The 19,287-nt window shown below is 58.1% G+C and carries 20 protein-coding genes; 3 read left to right on the top strand and 17 right to left on the bottom strand.

Features of this window, described 5'->3' with window-relative positions:
• Nucleotides 1-14: 14 nt before the first annotated feature.
• The 8 genes from cvpA to pdxB all read right to left on the bottom strand — a co-directional run bounded on the left by cvpA (nucleotide 15) and on the right by pdxB (nucleotide 7,466).
• Nucleotides 15-503, bottom strand: a complete 489-nt coding sequence (gene cvpA / locus IM284_RS10775; protein ID WP_000262116.1) for a colicin V production protein — start codon at nucleotides 501-503, stop codon at nucleotides 15-17.
• A 164-nt stretch (nucleotides 504-667) separates the two neighbouring features.
• Nucleotides 668-1,360, bottom strand: coding sequence for a cell division protein DedD (dedD, locus tag IM284_RS10770; RefSeq protein ID WP_045259684.1), 693 nt, complete (start codon nucleotides 1,358-1,360; stop codon nucleotides 668-670).
• Nucleotides 1,350-2,618, bottom strand: a complete 1,269-nt coding sequence (gene folC, locus IM284_RS10765) for a bifunctional tetrahydrofolate synthase/dihydrofolate synthase (RefSeq protein ID WP_028013959.1) — start codon at nucleotides 2,616-2,618, stop codon at nucleotides 1,350-1,352. Before folC ends, dedD begins: the two co-directional genes overlap by 11 nt.
• A gap of 70 nt (nucleotides 2,619-2,688) precedes the next feature.
• A complete protein-coding gene (accD, locus tag IM284_RS10760; RefSeq protein WP_003861408.1) occupies nucleotides 2,689-3,594 on the bottom strand; it encodes an acetyl-CoA carboxylase, carboxyltransferase subunit beta in 906 nt (301 codons plus the stop codon).
• Between the two features lie 154 nt (nucleotides 3,595-3,748).
• On the bottom strand, nucleotides 3,749-4,408 hold the full coding sequence (locus tag IM284_RS10755; protein ID WP_008502599.1) for a DedA family protein: 660 nt from the start codon (nucleotides 4,406-4,408) through the stop codon (nucleotides 3,749-3,751).
• A gap of 28 nt (nucleotides 4,409-4,436) precedes the next feature.
• Complete coding sequence (gene truA, locus IM284_RS10750) at nucleotides 4,437-5,249, bottom strand: tRNA pseudouridine(38-40) synthase TruA (protein ID WP_028013961.1); 813 nt, start codon at nucleotides 5,247-5,249, stop codon at nucleotides 4,437-4,439.
• Nucleotides 5,249-6,262 (bottom strand): aspartate-semialdehyde dehydrogenase, encoded by a 1,014-nt coding sequence (locus IM284_RS10745; protein ID WP_028013962.1) that lies wholly within the window; start codon nucleotides 6,260-6,262, stop codon nucleotides 5,249-5,251. The genes truA and IM284_RS10745 overlap by 1 nt, the downstream gene beginning before the upstream one ends.
• Before the next feature lie 67 nt (nucleotides 6,263-6,329).
• Entirely contained in the window at nucleotides 6,330-7,466 is a 1,137-nt protein-coding gene (gene pdxB, locus IM284_RS10740; protein WP_045631484.1) for a 4-phosphoerythronate dehydrogenase PdxB, read from the bottom strand.
• Nucleotides 7,467-7,579: 113 nt separating this feature from the next.
• Between pdxB and flk the strand changes: the two genes are divergently transcribed.
• On the top strand, nucleotides 7,580-8,584 hold the full coding sequence (gene flk / locus IM284_RS10735) for a flagella biosynthesis regulator Flk (RefSeq protein WP_028013964.1): 1,005 nt from the start codon (nucleotides 7,580-7,582) through the stop codon (nucleotides 8,582-8,584).
• Between the two features lie 89 nt (nucleotides 8,585-8,673).
• Here flk and IM284_RS10730 read toward each other — a convergent pair whose 3' ends face one another.
• A complete protein-coding gene (locus IM284_RS10730) occupies nucleotides 8,674-9,852 on the bottom strand; it encodes an MFS transporter (RefSeq protein ID WP_047367999.1) in 1,179 nt (392 codons plus the stop codon).
• Between the two features lie 68 nt (nucleotides 9,853-9,920).
• A complete protein-coding gene (gene fabB / locus IM284_RS10725; RefSeq protein WP_023336433.1) occupies nucleotides 9,921-11,138 on the bottom strand; it encodes a beta-ketoacyl-ACP synthase I in 1,218 nt (405 codons plus the stop codon).
• Nucleotides 11,139-11,296: 158 nt separating this feature from the next.
• Between fabB and mnmC the strand changes: the two genes are divergently transcribed.
• Nucleotides 11,297-13,294 carry a bifunctional tRNA (5-methylaminomethyl-2-thiouridine)(34)-methyltransferase MnmD/FAD-dependent 5-carboxymethylaminomethyl-2-thiouridine(34) oxidoreductase MnmC gene (gene mnmC / locus IM284_RS10720; RefSeq protein WP_193055810.1) on the top strand — a complete coding sequence of 666 codons (1,998 nt, stop codon included), beginning with the start codon at nucleotides 11,297-11,299 and terminating at the stop codon, nucleotides 13,292-13,294.
• A gap of 62 nt (nucleotides 13,295-13,356) precedes the next feature.
• Here mnmC and IM284_RS10715 read toward each other — a convergent pair whose 3' ends face one another.
• Genes IM284_RS10715 through prmB form a run of 6 tightly spaced genes read right to left on the bottom strand, consistent with a single transcriptional unit; the run spans nucleotide 13,357 to nucleotide 17,905 of the window.
• Nucleotides 13,357-13,632 (bottom strand): YfcL family protein, encoded by a 276-nt coding sequence (locus IM284_RS10715; protein ID WP_028013966.1) that lies wholly within the window; start codon nucleotides 13,630-13,632, stop codon nucleotides 13,357-13,359.
• Between the two features lie 13 nt (nucleotides 13,633-13,645).
• Entirely contained in the window at nucleotides 13,646-14,191 is a 546-nt protein-coding gene (locus IM284_RS10710; RefSeq protein WP_045259677.1) for an elongation factor P hydroxylase, read from the bottom strand.
• Nucleotides 14,191-15,000 (bottom strand): sulfite exporter TauE/SafE family protein, encoded by an 810-nt coding sequence (locus tag IM284_RS10705; RefSeq protein WP_028013968.1) that lies wholly within the window; start codon nucleotides 14,998-15,000, stop codon nucleotides 14,191-14,193. The genes IM284_RS10710 and IM284_RS10705 overlap by 1 nt, the downstream gene beginning before the upstream one ends.
• On the bottom strand, nucleotides 15,000-15,824 hold the full coding sequence (gene mepA, locus IM284_RS10700; RefSeq protein ID WP_060571938.1) for a penicillin-insensitive murein endopeptidase: 825 nt from the start codon (nucleotides 15,822-15,824) through the stop codon (nucleotides 15,000-15,002). The genes IM284_RS10705 and mepA overlap by 1 nt, the downstream gene beginning before the upstream one ends.
• A gap of 2 nt (nucleotides 15,825-15,826) precedes the next feature.
• Nucleotides 15,827-16,912, bottom strand: coding sequence for a chorismate synthase (gene aroC, locus IM284_RS10695; RefSeq protein WP_028013970.1), 1,086 nt, complete (start codon nucleotides 16,910-16,912; stop codon nucleotides 15,827-15,829).
• A gap of 60 nt (nucleotides 16,913-16,972) precedes the next feature.
• The gene (gene prmB / locus IM284_RS10690; protein WP_023312578.1) at nucleotides 16,973-17,905 is read right to left on the bottom strand and encodes a 50S ribosomal protein L3 N(5)-glutamine methyltransferase; all 933 of its coding nucleotides are present in this window, start codon (nucleotides 17,903-17,905) and stop codon (nucleotides 16,973-16,975) included.
• A 145-nt stretch (nucleotides 17,906-18,050) separates the two neighbouring features.
• On the opposite strand from prmB, the gene smrB reads away from it, so the two are divergent.
• Nucleotides 18,051-18,602 (top strand): endonuclease SmrB, encoded by a 552-nt coding sequence (gene smrB / locus IM284_RS10685; RefSeq protein ID WP_008502613.1) that lies wholly within the window; start codon nucleotides 18,051-18,053, stop codon nucleotides 18,600-18,602.
• Between the two features lie 46 nt (nucleotides 18,603-18,648).
• Here smrB and sixA read toward each other — a convergent pair whose 3' ends face one another.
• A complete protein-coding gene (gene sixA / locus IM284_RS10680; protein ID WP_003861375.1) occupies nucleotides 18,649-19,134 on the bottom strand; it encodes a phosphohistidine phosphatase SixA in 486 nt (161 codons plus the stop codon).
• Between the last annotated feature and the right edge of the window lie 153 nt (nucleotides 19,135-19,287).

Genomic DNA, 19,287 nt, shown 5'->3' with positions numbered 1-19,287 from the left:
CCACATCTCAGGGTTTATGCCCTGGGCAAAAAACTCGACGAGCTTTGCAGATAGTCAAAGAACCATCTGATGATGAAGCTGAACTCTGGAATGAGCTGCGATTTTTGCCAGTCTTCGCTTTTGGAGAACCCGGTGAAGGTATCCAGGAAGAACAGGATCGCGGCCACAATCAGCACGCCTCGTAATGCCCCGAAACAGATCCCGAGTACCCTGTCCGTTCCTGACAGACCGGTTTTCTCGACCAGCTGACCTATCACATAATTCACGATAGCGCCAACAATCAGCGTCGCGATAAACAGCACCGCGATGGCGATTCCATTTCGGACCAGTTCATCTTCAAAGCCCGTGAACCAGACAGACAGGTAAGTGTAGTAATGACTGGCAACAAAGAAAGCACAACCCCAGGTTACCAGCGATAACGCTTCACGAACAAAGCCACGGATCAGGCTAACCAGACAGGAAAAACCAATCACCGCAATGATGGCGTAATCAATCCAGACCATATGTGTCCCACGATTAAACGCCCTGTCATCCAGTTCGGGGCGAATTCTAACAGAAAAAGAAAACGTTTGCGTAGGGATTTCCTTCCCGCGCGTAAATAAAAAAGGCGCTGAAAAAATGTTCAACGCCGTGGCTTATCGCCTCTCTCTAAAGGAGCAGGTCGTACTTAGTTCGCGCTGTAGCTCATCACCACACCACTCAGCCCGGAGATCTGCTTCAGCTCGCCCAGCGACCCTTTCAGCTTGTCTTTCGACGCCTCCGGCCCCACGAGGATACGGGTAATTTTACCCTGTACCGGCGTGGAAGGTGAAGTGTAAACGCGATAGCCCGCGCTGCGCAGTTTACCCACAACCTCGTTGACTTTATCGGCGTTTTTCAGCGCCCCCAGCTGCACAACGTAGGCTTTGCCGGTCGGCGCTGCGTCTTGCTTCGCAGGTGGTGGAGTTTCAGACGCTGCAGCCAGCTGCTCTGCTGCTTTATCTCGCTGTTGCTGAGGCTTCGGCTGCGGTTTCTCTACCGGCTTCGGTTTTTCAACAGGCTTAGGCTTCTCTACCGGTACCGGATCGATCTCGATGTTGTTATTCGCCGCCAGACGCGACGGGTCGAGTGACGGTGCAGCGGCATCGCCCGCGCGAACTTCTTCCGCCGCCCCTTCAGGCGGCTGAGCAGGCAGCGCCTGGGTCGCCGCAGGCAGCATATCCGGCTCATCGCGGTCGCCCGGCTTCGGCACCAGCGGAATGGCTGCAAACTCGTCCTGATAATGTTTTTTCTGCCCGTCGAGCAGCCCGGGAAGAATAATCACCCCGAGCGCGACCAGCACAATGGTTCCTGTTAAACGGTTCTGAAACTTACTCGCCACCGGTTCTCCCCGCGTCCATCACTTCCATGACATGTGCCACCGTGTGGAAAGAGCCACACACCAGCACGGTATCTTCTGGTTTAGCATCCGCCATCGCGGCATGCCAGGCCTGCGCCACGCTACTGTAGATTGCACCTTTGCCGAGATGTTCCATCAACTGCTCAGCAGTCGCACCGCGCGGCCCCTCCAGAGGAGCACAATACCAGCTATCGACCACACTCTCCATGCAGGCCAGCGTGCCGCCGATATCTTTATCATGAAGCATACCGATAACCGCCAGCACGCGCCCGGTTTTTGGTAACGATTTGAGACGTCCTGCGAGATACGCCGCCGCATGCGGGTTGTGCGCCACATCCAGAATCAGACGCGGTGACTCGCTGACTATCTGGAAACGACCCGGCAGCAGCGCATTCTGAATGCCGTCACGGATCGCCTGCTCACTTACAGCTAATCCGCTGGCGCGCAGTGCCGCCAGCGCGGTTGCCGCGTTAGGCTGTGGCACCTGCGGCAGCGGCAGATTCTCCAGCACGCCCTGCGCATCGCTGAAGCGCCAGCCGTTGCCCTGCACCTCATACTGCCAGTCAACGCCTCGGCGCAACAGATGTGCGCCCTTCTCTTTCGCCACGTCGGCAATGGTATGCGGCATGTCCGGCTCGCCCACCACGGCGGGCTTATTCGCCCGGAAAATACCGGCCTTTTCGCGGCCAATGCTTTCACGGTCCGGGCCCAGCCAGTCGGTATGATCCAGCGCGATGCTGGTGACCACCGCCACGTCCGCATCCACCATATTGGTGGCATCCAGACGCCCGCCCAGCCCCACTTCCAGGATCACCACGTCCAGCTGCGCCTGTTTGAACAGCCACAGCGCCGACAGGGTGCCGTATTCAAAATAGGTTAATGAGGTTTCCCCGCGCGCCGCTTCGATAGCCGCGAACGACGCCGTATGGGCAGATTCCGCCAGCTCGGTGTTCTGCACCCGCACGCGCTCGGTATAGCGCACCAGATGCGGTGAGCTGTAAACGCCAACCTTGTACCCCGCCGCCATCAGGACTGACTCCAGTGTGCGGCAGGTCGTCCCTTTACCGTTAGTACCTGCAACGGTGAACACGAACGGAGCCGGTTTCAGCACGTCGAGACGCGCGGCAACCTGGCTTACGCGCTCAAGGCCCATATCGATGGTTTTACTGTGCAGGTTTTCCAGATAAGAAAGCCACGCGGCCAGGGGCGACGTGGCTTGGGGAATGCTTTTATTTTCCATAATGCCCGGTTGTCATTAACAGGTTATAAAGCAAAAGGGCAGCGCCATCTGGCCCTGCCCTTTTCAGTTATCAGGCCTCGGGTTCCTGATCCGGTACCACCACGCCTTCGCGCGGCTCATCCGGGTTAGGCGCTGGCAGATTCATCAGCTTCGCCAGAATGCTGGCCAGTTTCAGGCGCATTTCCGGACGGCGGACGATCATATCGATAGCGCCTTTCTCAATGAGGAACTCACTGCGCTGGAAGCCCGGCGGCAGTTTTTCACGAACGGTCTGCTCGATGACGCGAGGACCGGCAAAGCCGATCAGCGCTTTTGGCTCAGCGATGTTCAGGTCACCCAGCATCGCGAAGCTTGCGGAGACGCCACCCATGGTTGGGTCGGTCAGCACGGAGATGTACGGCAGACCGCGCTCCTGCATTTTCGCCAGCGCTGCAGAGGTTTTCGCCATCTGCATCAGAGACATCAGCGCTTCCTGCATACGCGCACCACCGGAGGCGGAGAAGCAGATCAGCGGGCAGTTGTCTTCCAGCGCCTGCTCTACGGCACGCACGAAACGCGCGCCGACCACGGAGCCCATTGAGCCGCCCATAAAGGAGAACTCAAACGCAGCGGCAACCACCGGCATCTCGTGCAGGGTGCCCTTCATGACGATCAGCGCGTCTTTCTCGCCGGTCTCTTTCTGTGCAGAGGCCAGACGATCTTTGTATTTTTTGGAATCGCGGAACTTCAGCACGTCTTTTGGCTCAAGCTCGCTGCCCAGTTCTACCAGAGAACCTTCGTCCAGCAGGCTATGCAGGCGGTTGCGCGCCGACATACGCATGTGGTGGTCACACTTCGGACACACCTCGAGATTGCGTTCCAGCTCTGCGCGATACAGAACCTGGCCGCAGCTATCACACTTCGTCCATACCCCTTCAGGAATGCTCGCTTTGCGCGTCGGGGTAATGTTGCTTTTAATTCGTTCAATCCAGCTCATTGATAACCTTTCTGCCTGAACCTGGTCGTATGCCAGTTTTGCTATAAGAGGCGAATAATGCCATTTTTGCCTCCAACAGACCATGAATGTTGCACATTAAAACATAACAGCCCGAAACTTTGGATAAAAAAGTGGTCGAACCGCCAGCGTGCATTTACTTCGCTTGCTTTGCTGCCGCGCGTTTGTGACGAATGATTTCGATAACACCCGGCAGAACGGAAAGCACAATAATCGCTACAATCAGTAACTTAAGGTTTTCCTGAACCACTGGCAAGTCGCCAAACAGATAGCCTGCATAGGTAAAGAGCAACACCCAAAGCAGTGCGCCCACCACGTTATACATTGCAAAATGACGATAGGACATATGGCCCATTCCCGCCACAAACGGCGCAAATGTGCGCACAATAGGCACAAAACGCGCAAGGATAATGGTTTTTCCGCCATGACGTTCATAGAAGGCATGGGTCTTGTCTAAATAGCTGCGGCGGAAAATTTTCGAGTCCGGATTACTGAACAACCGCTCACCGAACACTCGGCCAATCGTATAGTTGACCGCATCCCCGACAATCGCGGCAATCACCATCAACACCACCATCAGATGCACGTTCAAATCATTGGTGGGCAGCGCCGACAACGCACCGGCCACAAACAGCAGCGAGTCTCCCGGCAGGAACGGGGTAACGACCAGACCGGTTTCACAGAACAGAATCAGGAACAGAATGGCGTAAACCCAGACGCCGTACTGCGCGACCAGCTCCGCCAGGTGAACATCAATATGCAGAATGAAATCAATCAGAAAACGTATTACGTCCATATTGTCTAAGCCTTAATTGCACCTTTGTTTAGTCCGCTAAAAACAGCGGGCCCATTGGCGGTTTTGGCAGGTCAAACCGATCCGGATAGTCTACCGAGACCAGATAAAGCCCTTCCGCTTTCGCCGTTGCTGCCGCAAGCGTTCTGTCCTTCGCTGCCAGCAGTTCTGCAATCCAGCTCTCCGGCTGGTGTCCGGCGCCCACTTCCATCAGGCTGCCTACAATATTCCGCACCATATGATGTACAAAGGCATTGGCTTTGATATCCACCACCACATACGCGCCATAACGACTGACGTTAATGTGCATGACGTTACGCCACGGCGTACGGGACTGACACTGCACCGCACGAAACGACGTAAAGTCATTTTCACCAATCAGACACTGCGCCGCGCGATGCATACGTTCTGCATCGAGCGGTTCATAAAAATGCGTCACACCCTGGCTTAACACCGCCGGGCGCAGACGCTGGTTGTAGATGACATAGCGATAGCGACGCGCCGTTGCGCTAAAGCGCGCGTGAAAATCATCCGGCACAGCTTTCACCCAACGCACCGCGATGTCACCAGGTAAATTCGCATTTACACCCAGCGTCCAGGCGGCATCCTTACGCACGGCGGTGGTTTCAAAGTGAACCACCTGCCCCGTGCCATGAACACCCGCGTCCGTACGCCCCGCGCACAGGACGTTTATCGGCTCGTTTGCCACTTGAGAGAGCGCTTTCTCCAGCTTTTCCTGAACACTGCGCACCTCATTCTGACGCTGCCAGCCATAATATTTACTGCCATCGTACTCAATACCGAGGGCAATTTTATGAACCGGCTTTTGATCCACTTCGGACATCAGTACAGATACTCCTGCACCAGCTTCTCGGCGATCTTGACCGCCATCAGCGCGCCGCCAAAGCGAACGTTATCGGCAACGGACCAGAACTGAACCTGCTCCGGCATACCGTAGTCGTTACGCACACAGCCAACGGAAAGATGCGCGCTGCCGGTGGCGTCGCCCACCTGGGTCGGGAACTCGCTCTCTTCAGAAAGGACGATATCTTCACCGCGGCCAAACGCGTCGCGCGCTTCCTCTGCCGCCAGCGGGCGCAGGGCTTCAAAACCGACCATCTGCGCGTGGCCGTAGAAGACCGGGGACTGTACGACGCTGGCGGAAATCATCAGCCCCTCGTCCTGCAGAATCTTGCGCGCTTCGTCGACGAGACGACGCTCTTCGCGCACGGAACCTTCACGATCCGGCAGCAGCGGCAGCATGTTGAACGCCAACTGGCGGCCAAAGAAATCATCTTCGTCGATCGGGATGCCATTCAGCAGCTTCGCACTCTGCCCGGCCAGCGCGTCAACGGCCTTTTTACCGTTCGCCGACGCGGACAGCAGACTGGTGACGGTAATGCGCGACAGGCCGCCGTCGTCAATCAGCGGTTTCAGGGCAGTCAACAGCTGGCTGGTCAGGCTGTTCGGTACCGCGATAACGTTACGGTTGCGGTAGTCAGCCAGCACAAACGGATTGACGTCCGGGACCACCAGCGGCACGTCCGGCTCCAGGGAGAACAGACCGCTCAGGTCGATCACCAGACAGCCCGAATTGGTCGCCTCTTCAATATAAGACGCCGTGGCTTCAGCACCTGCGGCAAAAAACGCCAACTGCGCCTGGGTCCAGTCAAACGCGGCCGCATCCTGAACCATCACGGATTTACCGCCAAAGCGCAGATGTTCGCCCGCGCTGTCGGTGCGCGCCAGCGCATAGATATCTCCCACCGGGAACTGACGCTCGGCAAGAGTTTCGAGCAGGGCTTCGCCCACGGCACCCGTGGCACCTAAAATGGCAATGTTCCAGCCTTCAGACATGGTGGTTTACTCCAGAAATAAAAAAGCGTCCCTGTCGGCGTATCCGACAGGGAGCATTAAGAAGACATTAATGCGCCGGGTGATGAACGGCGTTAAAACCCAGTTTCTTGAGCAACGTCGCAGCCGCTGCGTCGTCGCACATCACATACAGGGAAGACCACTCGCGGCGCTCAACGTAGTTCTTGCGCAGCTTATCAAATTCACCCGGGATCCCCGCCACCTTACGCAGCAGCGCATCGTCGCGGCGCACATCATACACCAAATGCACCAGCCTTTTCAGCGTTGCCTGATCGAGCGGGCCATGCAGGGTAATGCGGCCAAATTCAGGCGCGGGGAGTAAAGTATCAAGCGCCACCTGCTGCGGATGGCCGATAAAGGCGCTGTAGGCTTCAAACACCTGCGTCGTGCCGCGCGCTTTGCCTTCAAGCGTATAGCCCGCAATATGCGCGGTGGCAACGTCAACCTTGTTCAGCAGCTCAACGTTGAGATCCGGCTCCGGCTCCCAGACGTCCAGCACCACGCTGAGATCGTGTCCTTCATTCAGACATTTCAGCAGCGCGGCATTATCCACCACCGGGCCACGGCAGGCATTAATCAGAATAGTGCCAGCCTTCAGACGGCGAATCAGCGCCTCGTCCGCCAGATGCAGGGACTTATACGGCCCCTCTTTAAACAGCGGCGTGTGGAACGTCAGCACATCGCACTGTTCAACCAGCTCATCCAGCGCGCGGAAATCCTCGTCGTCACCGTTGTCTTTACGCGGCGGATCGCACAGCAGCGTACGGATACCTAACGCTTCAAGGCGCTTTTGCAGACGTCCGCCGACGTTACCCACGCCGACAATTCCCACGGTGCGGTCTTTCAGCGCAAAACCATCGCGCTCGGCCAGCATCAGCAGCGAGGAGAAAACGTATTCCACGACGGCAATGGCGTTACAGCCCGGCGCGGCGGAAAAACCGATTCCGGCCTGCTTCAGCCACTGATCATCCACATGATCGGTCCCTGCCGTTGCGGTTCCGACAAACTTAATCGCTTTACCGGCAAGCAACGCCTCATTTACTTTGGTCACCGAGCGCACCATCAGCGCGTCTGCGTCATCCAGTTCGTTAACCGGGATCGGGCGACCAGGGACAGCCTTAACGTCGCCGAGGCGGCTAAACAGCTCGCGGGCGTAAGGCATATTTTCATCAACGAGGATTTTCACGTCTGAGTACCTGTTTGAGAGGAAGAAAACCTGCCAAGTGTGCCATAATCTGGCCGCCAGGCATATACGTATGCCGGGTTTACGCTGAGTTTTGACTTTAAGGATTTTTGACGATGCAGCCCATTTCAGGTACGCCGCCACGCCCTCCGGGTGAAGGCCCTGTCACGCCAAACGTTGCCGGTGAACAGCCACTATCCACGCAACAGCGCACCGTGCTGGAGCGACTGATCACGCGCCTGATAGCGCTGACTTCGCAGCAAAACGCGGAAGTCTGGGCCGGGGTAAAGCATGATTTAGGCGTGAGGAACGACGCACCGCTGCAGTCGCGCCATTTCCCTGCCGCCGAGCAAAATCTCAACCAGCGTATTACGACCGCGCAGCAGAACCACACCACGCGTCAGATTGTCACGCAGTTGACCGAGCTGCTGGGCCAGGGAAATAACCGTCAGGCTGTCAGTGACTTTATCCGTCAGCAGTATGGCCAGACCGCCCTGAGCCAGCTGACGCCAGACCAGCTTAAAACCGTGCTGACGCTGTTGCAGAACAATCAGTTGTCTATTCCGCAGCCTCAGGTGCGCCCCTCAACCGAGCGCCCGCTGCAGCCTGCCGAGCACAACACGCTGAACCAGATGGTGACCAAACTGGCCGCCGCCACCGGCGAGTCGACGAAGCTTATCTGGCAATCCATGCTGGAACTGTCCGGCGTGAAGGCGGGCGAGCTGATTCCGGCCAAACAGTTTACCCATCTGGTGACCTGGCTCCAGGCGCGCCAGACGCTCAGCACCCAGAGCGCCCCTACCCTGCATACCGTTCAGGCGGCGCTTAAACAGCCGCTGGAACCGCACGAGTTCGAGGTGATTCGGGATTACGCCCAGCAGAACTGGCAGGCCACGCCGCAAACGGTACTGACCACCGCGCAGGTGCAGGATGTGCTGAATCAGATCTTTGTTCGCCGCGCCGAGCGGGAAGGCGGCGTGCCGGAGGTAAGAAACGTTCAGCCGATCTACAGCCCGCTGTTTGCGCCCGTTGTGGAGACGTTCAGAACGCTCTCTGCCCGCCCGGGATTAATGTTGATTGCATTATTGATTGCGCTGGCGATTTTCTGGCTGGTTGCCTGAGGATTTGCCCGGTGGCGCTACGCATACCGGGCCTACAACGGCTCGAACCGTAGGCCGGGTAAGGCGCAGCCGCCACCCGGCGACAACAGTTAATTTCTGCGAAACGCCACCAGCGTCACCACGATCCCCACCACCGCAGAAACCGCGCCCGCCAGGAAGACGGACGGGTAGCCAAACGAAGTGGCTAACAGACCCGCCAGCGGCCCGGTTACGCCGTATGAGATATCCTGAAACGCCGCATAGCCGCCCAGCGCCGTACCGCGGACCTGCGGCGCCACGCGCTTCACCACCTCAACGCCCAGCGCCGGGAAGATCAGCGAGCAGCCGCAGCCGGTTAACGCCGCACCAAGCAGCGCAACGGAGGCGACCGGCGCCTGCCAGAGCAACACCAGCCCAACGGTTTCAATCACCAGCGACGCCACCGCCACCTTCACGCCGCCAAAGCGATCCGGCATCCAGCCGAACAGGACACGCATCAGGACAAACGCGCCGCCAAAGGCCGTCAGCGTAAAGCCCGCCATTGCCCAGCCGCGGCTCATGAAATAGAGAGAGACGAAGGTGCCAATCACCGCAAACCCCACGCCCTGAAGCGCCAGCCCGAGACCTGGCTGCCAGATTTGCCCCACCACACTCCACAGCGAAGGACGTTCGCCTTTATGGGCGGGCACCTTGCGTACCGAACCGTTAAAAGCCCACGCCAGCAGCGGTAAAACTATGGTGGTTGCTGCCAGTACCGCAAAACCAAACTGGCTGTGGATCAGCAAACCCAGCGGCGCGCCTGCAGCCAGTGCGCCATAAATCGCCATCCCGTTCCATGACATCACTTTGCCGGAGCGCGCAGGCCCCACCAGCCCCATCCCCCAGGTCAGGGTACCGGTCAGCAGCTGGCTTTCACCGAAGCCAAGGATTAAACGGCCCACCACCAGCAGCGCAAATTTATACGCGGCGTCGACCGGCAGGAGAGCGGCCAGCAGCCACGCGCCCCCCGCCAGACCGCAGGCAAACATGCCCTGCAGCGCCGAGCGTTTTGCACCGTGCTGATCGGCCAGCCGTCCTGCGTAGCCGCGGGTTAATACCGTGGCTAAAAACTGAATGCCCACAGCAATGCCGACCATAGTGTTGCCATAGCCGAGTTCCTGATGAACGAACAGTGGGATCACCGGCAGCGGCAGGCCAACGGTCATGTAGGTCAGGAATACCGCAAAGGCGATGCGGAAAAGAGAAAGGTTCCCGGAAGGAGTGCCCTTCTCGGGGGTAACAGCCTTCATGCATAACTCCGTGTTCAGGCATAAAAAAAGGGAGCCTTCCGGCTCCCTTCTATTATACATTCAAACGCTTATGCTTTCAGCTTGCGCATAACCAGCGTGGCGTTGGTGCCGCCGAAGCCGAAGCTGTTGGACATCACGGTGGTCAGCGTCGCTTCCGTTGGTTTGGTCACGATGTTCAGGCCAGCCGCCTGCTCGTCCATCTCGTCGATGTTGATGCTTGGGGCGATAAAGCCGTTTTCCAGCATCAGCAGAGAGTAGATCGCTTCCTGCACGCCCGCCGCACCCAGAGAGTGACCGGTCATGGCTTTGGTGGCAGAAATAGCCGGGCTGTTGTCGCCGAACACTTCGCGGATCGCCCCCAGCTCTTTCACGTCACCTACCGGAGTAGAGGTACCGTGGGAGTTCAGGTAGTCGATTGGGGTATCAACACCGTGCATCGCCATCTTCATGCAGCGCACCGCGCCTTCGCCGGATGGCGCAACCATGTCGGCGCCGTCGGACGTTGCGCCGTAGCCCACGATCTCAGCGTAGATGTGCGCGCCGCGCGCCAGCGCGTGCTCCAGCTCTTCAACCACAACCATACCGCCGCCGCCCGCGATGACGAAACCGTCACGGTGCGCGTCATAGGTACGGGAGGCTTTGTCTGGGGTTTCGTTGTACTTGGTGGACAGTGCGCCCATCGCGTCGAACTCACAGGCCATTTCCCAGCCCAGCTCTTCGCCGCCGCCAGCAAATACGATGTCCTGTTTACCCAGCTGGATCTGCTCAACCGCGTTGCCGATACAGTGTGCGGAAGTCGCACACGCGGAGCTGATGGAGTAGTTCACACCGTGGATTTTGAACGGGGTCGCCAGGCACGCGGAAACCGCAGAACCCATGGCTTTAGTCACCACGTACGGACCTACCGCTTTCAGACCACGCGGGCTGCGCATGGCGTCAGCACCGAATACCTGCGCTTTAGAGGAACCGCCGGAGCCGGCAATCAGGCCCACGCGCGGGTTGTTCTGATAAACCTCTTCGCTCAGGCCGGAATCTTTGATCGCTTCCTGCATGGAGAGATAAGCATAAATAGAGGCATCGTTCATGAAACGAACCACTTTACGGTCAATCAAACCGGTGGTGTCCAGTTTGACGTTACCCCATACGTGGCTACGCATACCTGAATCTTTAAACTCTTCAGAGAAAGTGATCCCGGAGCGTCCTTCACGCAGAGATGCCAGGACTTCCTGCTGGTTATTACCGATGCTGGAAACAATGCCCAGGCCAGTAATCACTGCACGTTTCATTCAATACCTCTGTAAGTCGCACTATAAAAAGTTTCGAGTCGCACAATAGCGTACACTTGTACGCCGAACAAGTCCGATCAGACATTTTCTGCGGAAATTTGCACCGATGGACTCACATCGTTAAGATCGTGCCACTGCCTGTCAGACGAGTAACTTACGTGAAACAAAACGCTATACAACCCGCCAACCTCGAATTCAACGCTGAGGGTACACCTGTTTCCCGAGATTTTGATGACGTCTACTTTTCTAATGATAACGGACTCGAAGAAACCCGCTATGTTTTCTTCGAGGGAAACCAGCTCAGCGCCCGCTTCCCTGCGCACCCGCGCAGTCTGTTCGTTGTTGCGGAAAGCGGCTTCGGAACCGGACTGAATTTTCTGACTCTCTGGCAGGCGTTCGATCGATTTCGCGCTGCACACCCCGAGGCTACGCTACAAAGATTACATTTCATCAGTTTTGAAAAATTTCCGCTTACCGCGCACGATCTGCGGCTCGCCCACCAGCGCTGGCCGGAGCTTGCAGCCTGGGCGGAGCAGCTTCAGGCGCAGTGGCCGCCGCATATCGGCGGCTGCCACCGTCTGATTCTGGACGGCGGACGAGTGACGCTGGATTTATGGCTGGGCGATATTAACGACCTGACCGATACGCTCGACGACGCGATGAACCAGACGGTGGACGCGTGGTTCCTTGACGGCTTTGCGCCCGCCAAGAACCCGGACATGTGGAGCCAGCATCTGTTTAGCGCGATGGCCCGGCTGGCGCGTCCCGGTGCAACGCTCGCCACCTTTACCTCGGCCGGCTTTGTTCGCCGCGGCCTGCAGGACGCGGGCTTTACCATGCAGAAGACCAAAGGCTTTGGCCGCAAGCGCGACATGCTGGTCGGCACGATGGAACGGGCGCTGGACATTCCCGCTCGTGCTCCCTGGTTTGCGCGCAGCGCCAGCGCATCGCGCGAAGTGGCGATCGTTGGCGGAGGGATCGCCAGCGCCCTGCTCTCTCTCGCGCTGCTGCACCGGGGCTGGCAGGTGACGCTCTACTGCGCTGACGAGGCACCAGCCAGCGGCGCGTCCGGCAACCGCCAGGGCGCGCTTTACCCGCTTTTAAGCTCGCACGATCCGGCCCTGTTCCAGTTTTTCCCCGCGGCCTTTACCTTCGCCCGTCGCCTGTACGACGCGCTGCCAGTGGCATTCGACCACGACTGGTGTGGCGTGACGCAGCTCGGCTGGGATGAAAAGAGCCAGCAAAAAACCGCCCAGATGCTGTCGCTGGGTCTGCCGGAGGAGATTGCCCGCGCGGTCAGTGCGCAAGAGGTGGCAGACACCGCGGGCGTGGAAGCCGGCTGTGGCGGCATTCAATATCCGCTCGGCGGCTGGCTGTGCCCGGCTGAACTGACCGCGGCGGCGATTAGCCTGGCGCAGTCACGCGGGCTGAGGGTGCATTATTCTCATAAGGTTGAATCGCTTAGCCGGTCAGAACGGTGGACTCTGCATTTTGCTGATGGCAAAGCGGCACACCATGCCAGCGTTGTGCTGGCAAACGGACATAACATCAGCCAGTTTATCCAGACCGAGACGTTGCCGGTTTATCCGGTCGGCGGCCAGGTAAGCCATATCCCAACCGCGCCCGAACTGAGCAAGCTGCGCCAGGTGCTGTGCTATGACGGCTATCTGACGCCACAAAATCCGTCTAACGGACATCACTGCATCGGCGCCAGCTACCATCGTGGCGAAGCGGATATGCGCTACAGCGAAGCGGATCAGCAGCAAAACCGCCAGCGCCTGATTGACTGCTTCCCGGACGCGGCGTGGGCGAAAGAGGTTGACGTGAGCGAGGGCGAAGCGCGCTGCGGCGTGCGCTGCGCGACCCGCGATCATCTGCCGATGGCGGGAAACGTGCCGGACTATGAAGCCACGCTTGAACTCTATCAGGATCTGGCAGAAAACAAGGAAACGGCGGTAAGTGCCCCGGTTTATCCGGAACTGTTCATGCTGGGCGGATTAGGATCGCGAGGATTGTGCTCCGCGCCGCTGCTGGCTGAAACGTTAGCCGCGCAAATGAGTAATGAGCCTGTTCCGCTGGACAGAACCACGCTTGCGGGGCTGAACCCGAATCGACTGTGGGTACGGAAACTGCTGAAGGGGAAAATGGTTAAGTAGGGTGCGGTCTGGTGCCCTCACCCCGGCCCTCTCCCACAGGGAGAGGGAGATGACGCATTTACTTAGCGTTTAGCCTGCTGGAATAAATTGTCCCACATCCCCAGCACCAGAGACTGGTCGCGCGGAGAGAGCTCCCCGGCCAGAATGGCTTTTTCCAGGCTGCGCGTGACTTCAGCGTGAACGGCGTCGGCAGAGTGATCGTCACCTGCCTCCAGCTCGGCTACCGCCAGCGTCAGGTGACCACGCAGATAACCGCTGGCGAACAGCTCATCATCACTGGCGTGTTCCACCATGTCATCAATTAACGCCAGAATGCGTGATTCAAATTCTGCGATCATCTTCTTTCCTCTGTTAAAGATCTTCCGGCCAAGGGAAGCATTCCGCCGTGATCTCCGGCGTGTGGTAATAATTCTGTAAAGCCTCGATCAGGCGCGCCGGACGTTCCGGGATGCCTTTCTCAAGATACTCCATCACCTGCGCATGCACGCGGCGCTGGAAGACGATACGGTCTGGCTCAAAGTCACCTTCAAGGTTGTCACAGCTCACGTTGAACGGGAAACCCGCCGCCACGCAGAACAGCCATTCCAGCGCCTGCGGCTTCACTTCCACGTCTTCAAACTGGCCCTGGGTGGCGGCGTCGCGCCCGTCCGGACAGTACCAGTAACCGAAGTCCACCAGCTCGCGACGCGCTTTCCCCGCGATGCACCAGTGCGAGATCTCGTGCAAACCGCTGGCGTAAAAGCCGTGGGCAAAGACGATGCGGTTGTACGGAACCTCTGCATCAGCAGGAAGATAGATCGGTTCGTCGTCGCCTTTAATCAGACGGGTATTAAAATCATCAGCAAAACAGCTATCGAAGATCTCAATCAGCTGTTCGTATTTATGCGTACTGTTCATTAGTTCATCCCCAACCAGGTGAGGATCTCCTGTCCATGGCTGTCATAAAGAAGTTTGGCGCTCATCACCGCCGAGACGACAACAATCATCGGGCGGATCAGTTTTTGCCCTTTGCTTAATACCAGACGCGAGCCTGCGCGCGCGCCCAAAAACTGCCCTGCCATCATCACAAACCCGGTTGCCCAGATAACCTTGCCGCCAATGATAAACAGCAGCAGGCCGCCGACGTTCGAGGTCGCATTCAGCACCTTGGCGTGGGCGGTGGATTTGGCGAGGTTAAAGCCGGCCAGCGTCACGAACGCCAGCGCGTAAAACGAGCCTGCCCCCGGGCCAAAGAAGCCGTCGTAAAAGCCGACGCAGCCACCGGCAATCAGCGCAAACGGCAGGCCGTGCAGCCGCCGCGCCCGGTCTTCCTCACCGAGCTTAGGCATCAGCAGGAAATAGAGACCGATGCAGATAACCAGAACCGGCAGGATCTGGCGCAAAATATCCGACTGCACGTGCTGCACCAGCAGCGCGCCCGACGTTGAGCCGATAAAGGTCATCAGGATATTGAGCTTCTGGTCGGCGAGATTCACCACCTTGCGGCGGATAAAATAGAGCGACGCCGAAAGCGAGCCGCCGCAGGCCTGCAGCTTATTGGTGGCAAGCGCCTGCGCCGGGCTCATGCCTGCCGCCAGCAGCGCGGGCACGGTTAACAGCCCGCCGCCGCCCGCAAGGGCATCGATAAAACCGGCCAGCATGGCCACGAAGAACAGCACCACCAGCAGCAGCGGTGACACCATAAACAGATCGACGAAATTATCCATTAAAGTACATGCTCATCCAGTAGCGCCTGGCAGGAAGGCGGCAACGGAGGCGGTGTCTTCTTCTCAGGCTTAGAGGTTCCAGGTTTTGCCGGCTCAAACCAGCTTTGCAGTTCGTAACCACAGCCATCGCCTGGCGGCGGTAGCGGCTGATCTTCACATTCCAGGCTGTTCGCCGGGCAGCGCAGACGCACGTGCATATGCGCCCGGTGCTGGAACCACGGGCGCACTTTGCGCAGCCAGTCGCGATCCGTCCCCGCATCCAGGCAAAGCTGCTGCTTGATCGCCGGGTTGACGAAAATCCGCGTGACGTCGTTATCTTCCGCCGCCAGCTTGATCATACTGGAAACCTCCCGCGTCCACAGCGAGGGCACCACGCTTTTGCCGTCGCGCGACACCAGATCCAGCGCCTGCGGCTTCAGCAGCTGCGCAGACGTCCAGCGCGTTTTCGGCAGCTGCAGGAAGATGTCGACATCCAGTCCGGTCTGGTGGCTGGCGTGCCCGCCGTTAAAGCGGCCACCGGCAGGCATCCCCATATCGCCAATCAGCATTGTCCCCAGCCCCAGGTTATGCACCTGGTTCCCCAGTCGCTGAATGAACAGCACCAGATCAGGGTGGCCGAAGTAACGACGCTGGTCGGTACGCATCACCTGATAGGTATCTGATTGCAGCGGCAGCTCCTGCGCGCCCACGATACAGCCGTTAGAGAAGGCGCCGATGGACTGCGCGCTTCCCGCCACCGGATGGGTGATTTTTTGCCACGGCGTGGCGGCCAGACTGGCTCCACTGGCCAGCAGCGCCAGCAGAGCAATTGCGGTTTTTTTCATGTTTACCAGCGTGGAATGGTGGTCGTCACGTCCGCGTTCTGCGCGCGCTGGCGCAGGAAGTGATCCATCAGCACGATCGCCAGCATCGCTTCCGCGATCGGCACCGCGCGGATCCCCACGCACGGATCGTGACGACCTTTGGTGATCATCTCAACTTCTTCGCCTGAGCGGTTAATCGTGTGGCCCGGCACGGTGATGCTTGAGGTCGGCTTCAGCGCGATGTTGGCAATAATCTGCTGTCCACTGCTGATACCGCCGAGAATGCCGCCCGCATGGTTGCTCTGGAAGCCCGCTTTCGTGATTTCGTCGCGGTTCTGGCTGCCGCGAAGCGCCACCACGTCGAAGCCGTCGCCAATCTCGACGCCCTTCACCGCGTTGATGCTCATCAGCGCGTGGGCGATATCGGCGTCGAGACGGTCAAATACCGGCTCGCCCCAGCCAGCCGGGACGCCATCTGCCACCACGGTGACTTTCGCGCCAATGGAGTCGCCCTCTTTTTTCAGGCCGCGCATTAGTTCGTCCAGGGCGTCAAGCTTATCCGCATCGGCGCAGAAGAACGGGTTTTGTTCGACCTGATCCCAGTCTTTGATCGCCAGCGGAATGTCGCCCATCTGGGTCAGACAGCCGCGAATGACGATGCCAAATTTCTGCTGCAAATACTTTTTAGCAATCGCGCCAGCGGCCACGCGCATCGCGGTTTCACGCGCGGAAGAGCGTCCGCCGCCACGATAGTCGCGAAAGCCGTACTTTTGCTCGTAGGTGTAGTCGGCATGGCCCGGGCGGAACACGTCCTTGATAGCACCGTAGTCCTGAGAGCGCTGATCGGTGTTTTCAATCAGCAGACCAATGCTGGTGCCGGTGGTGCGGCCTTCAAAAACGCCGGAGAGAATTTTGACCTGGTCCGGCTCGCGACGCTGCGTGGTGTAGCGAGAGGTGCCCGGACGACGGCGGTCAAGGTCGTGCTGTAAATCTGCTTCGGTCAGTTCGATGCCTGGCGGTACGCCATCAACGATACAGCCCAGCGCCAGCCCGTGCGACTCGCCAAAGGTGGTCACGCGGAATAACTGTCCAATACTGTTTCCTGCCATCACGGCTCCGATGTTGTTGTTTGTGTTTGAGCGTTGTGAAACGGGCCGAAGCCCGCTGGATTAATCTTTATAGATGCTGAAATGTTCGCGCGCGTCGAGCAACTGCGCTTTGGTCAGCATAAAGACGCCGTCACCGCCGTTGTCGAACTCAAGCCAGGTGAACGGCACATCCGGGTACTGCTCTATCAGATGTACCATGCTGTTGCCCACTTCACAAATCAGAACGCCGTCATCGGTCAGGTAATCCGGCGCGCAGGCCAGAATGCGGCGGGTCAGCTTCAGGCCGTCCGAGCCTGACGCCAGGCCCAGCTCCGGCTCGTGACGATATTCGTTCGGCAGATCGGACATGTCTTCTGCATCGACGTACGGCGGGTTAGTGACGATCAGATCGTACTGCAGCGTCGGCAGGTCGCGGAACAGATCAGAGCGGATTGGCGTGACGTGATGGATCAGGCCGTGCTCTTCGATGTTGTGTTCGGTCACGGCCAGCGCGTCGGTGGAGATATCGACGGCGTCCACTTCCGCTTCAGGGAAAGCGTAGGCGCAGGCAATAGCGATGCAGCCGCTGCCGGTGCACATATCGAGAATGTGCTGCGGCTGATGGTTAATCAGGCCTTCAAAGTGATTGTTGATCAGCTCACCAATCGGCGAGCGCGGTACCAGCACGCGTTCATCGACGTAAAACTCGTGGCCGCAGAACCAGGCTTTGTTGGTCAGATAGGCGACCGGAATGCGCTCGTTTACGCGACGGATCACGCGCTCAACGATGCGGTGTTTTTCGCTGGAGGTCAGGCGCGCGGTGCGCATGTCTTCCGGAATGTCCAGCGGCAGGTAAAGAGACGGCAGCACCAGCTGAACGGCCTCGTCCCACGGGTTATCGGTACCGTGACCGTACCAGATATTAGCGGCGCTGAAGCGGCTAACCGACCAGCGCAACATGTCCTGTATGGTATGCAGCTCGTTTACTGCTTCATCGACAAATATTTTATCCACTCTTTCCTCCAGGGCATGCTCGCATAATTTTCGGCGGCTAGTTTGCCATGAAGACGGCGATAAATCAGCAATGACGCGTACCGCTTGAGGTTAAAAAATGCGTTTAGTCGGGTACACTATCGGAAATACGAGATGAGAATGACGAATGAAAAAGAAAACATCGCTCAGCGAGGAGGATCAGGCTCTCTTCCGCCAGCTGATGACCGGGACGCGTAAAATCGCGCAGGACACGATTGTCCACCGTCCGCAGCGTAAAAAAATCAGCGAAGTTCCGGTCAAACGGCTGCTCCAGGAGCAGGCGGATAACAGCCACTATTTTTCAGATGAATTTCAGCCGCTGCTCAATACGCAAGGGGCTGTGAAGTACGTGCGCGAAGACGTCAGCCATTTTGAGCTGAAAAAGTTACGACGCGGAGATTATTCGCCGGAGCTGTTTCTCGATCTGCACGGCTTAACGCAGATGCAGGCGAAACAGGAGCTGGGGGCGTTGATTGCCGCCTGTCGCCGCGAACACGTTTTTTGCGCCTGCGTGATGCACGGCCACGGTAAGCACATTCTGAAGCAACAGACGCCGCTGTGGCTGGCTCAGCACCCGCACGTGATGGCGTTTCATCAGGCACCGAAAGAGTACGGCGGCGATGCCGCATTGCTGGTGTTGATTGAAGTTGAGGAGTGGCAGCCGCCAGAGTTGCCCTGACAGAAGGGCGGGAAACACGTAGTACCCCGCCCTGTCACACGTCACGTCAGATGGCTTTTGCCATCTTCAGGTTGCACGGGCTCATTTGCCAGTTGAAGACCCCTTTGCCGGTTTCGTCGAGAGTGACGTTGGCAATGGCGGAAGTGGTGAACATTGGCGGCGTTTCGCCCGGGCACAGCTCAGATACCAGATAGCCGACCAGCGGCAGGTGGGAAATGACCAGTGCGGAAGCGACACCTTCATTGCACAGCGCCTGAAGGTAAGCGCTGACAAGACCGACATCGCCGCATGGCGTCAGCTCAGGGAGAACGTCCACGCTGGATGGCAGGTTCATACACTCCCCTACCACGTCCAGCGTCTGTTCTGCACGCAGGAACGGACTCACCAGAACACGTTCAATGTCCACTTTTTGACCTTTAAGCCACGTCGCCATTTGACGGGATTCGTCACAGCCACAGACGGTTAAAGGACGTACTGAGTCACTGGCGGCATCGAGTGCCGCGTCGCCGTGACGCATGATAAAAACTTGCATATTGCACCGCTTTTGTTAACCAGAATCACCGGCGTTAACTACCCACGATTAATGCTCTGAGGTAGAAAACCCGATGGCCGGGCATTGTGCCTGATCCATTCGGTGAATGAAACGCTGTTTTTTACCTCAATGGCGTAAGTATAGTCAATCTCT

Origin of the sequence: Enterobacter cloacae complex sp. P12RS (genome assembly GCF_014895875.1) — a bacterium.
GTDB classification, from domain to species: Bacteria; Pseudomonadota; Gammaproteobacteria; order Enterobacterales; family Enterobacteriaceae; genus Enterobacter; species Enterobacter bugandensis.
Note: the sequence above shows the minus strand (reverse complement) of the source record. Positions and strands in the feature narration are given on the sequence as shown.

Coding starts and splice junctions, on each gene's coding strand:
- cvpA (WP_000262116.1), bottom strand. CDS start 503: ATGGTCTGGATTGATTACGCCATCATTGCGGTGATTGGTTTTTCCTGT.
- folC (WP_028013959.1), bottom strand. CDS start 2,618: ATGGAAAATAAAAGCATTCCCCAAGCCACGTCGCCCCTGGCCGCGTGG.
- accD (WP_003861408.1), bottom strand. CDS start 3,594: ATGAGCTGGATTGAACGAATTAAAAGCAACATTACCCCGACGCGCAAA.
- IM284_RS10755 (WP_008502599.1), bottom strand. CDS start 4,408: ATGGACGTAATACGTTTTCTGATTGATTTCATTCTGCATATTGATGTT.
- truA (WP_028013961.1), bottom strand. CDS start 5,249: ATGTCCGAAGTGGATCAAAAGCCGGTTCATAAAATTGCCCTCGGTATT.
- IM284_RS10745 (WP_028013962.1), bottom strand. CDS start 6,262: ATGTCTGAAGGCTGGAACATTGCCATTTTAGGTGCCACGGGTGCCGTG.
- flk (WP_028013964.1), top strand. CDS start 7,580: ATGCAGCCCATTTCAGGTACGCCGCCACGCCCTCCGGGTGAAGGCCCT.
- IM284_RS10730 (WP_047367999.1), bottom strand. CDS start 9,852: ATGAAGGCTGTTACCCCCGAGAAGGGCACTCCTTCCGGGAACCTTTCT.
- fabB (WP_023336433.1), bottom strand. CDS start 11,138: ATGAAACGTGCAGTGATTACTGGCCTGGGCATTGTTTCCAGCATCGGT.
- IM284_RS10715 (WP_028013966.1), bottom strand. CDS start 13,632: ATGATCGCAGAATTTGAATCACGCATTCTGGCGTTAATTGATGACATG.
- IM284_RS10710 (WP_045259677.1), bottom strand. CDS start 14,191: ATGAACAGTACGCATAAATACGAACAGCTGATTGAGATCTTCGATAGC.
- IM284_RS10705 (WP_028013968.1), bottom strand. CDS start 15,000: ATGGATAATTTCGTCGATCTGTTTATGGTGTCACCGCTGCTGCTGGTG.
- mepA (WP_060571938.1), bottom strand. CDS start 15,824: ATGAAAAAAACCGCAATTGCTCTGCTGGCGCTGCTGGCCAGTGGAGCC.
- aroC (WP_028013970.1), bottom strand. CDS start 16,912: ATGGCAGGAAACAGTATTGGACAGTTATTCCGCGTGACCACCTTTGGC.
- smrB (WP_008502613.1), top strand. CDS start 18,051: ATGAAAAAGAAAACATCGCTCAGCGAGGAGGATCAGGCTCTCTTCCGC.
- sixA (WP_003861375.1), bottom strand. CDS start 19,134: ATGCAAGTTTTTATCATGCGTCACGGCGACGCGGCACTCGATGCCGCC.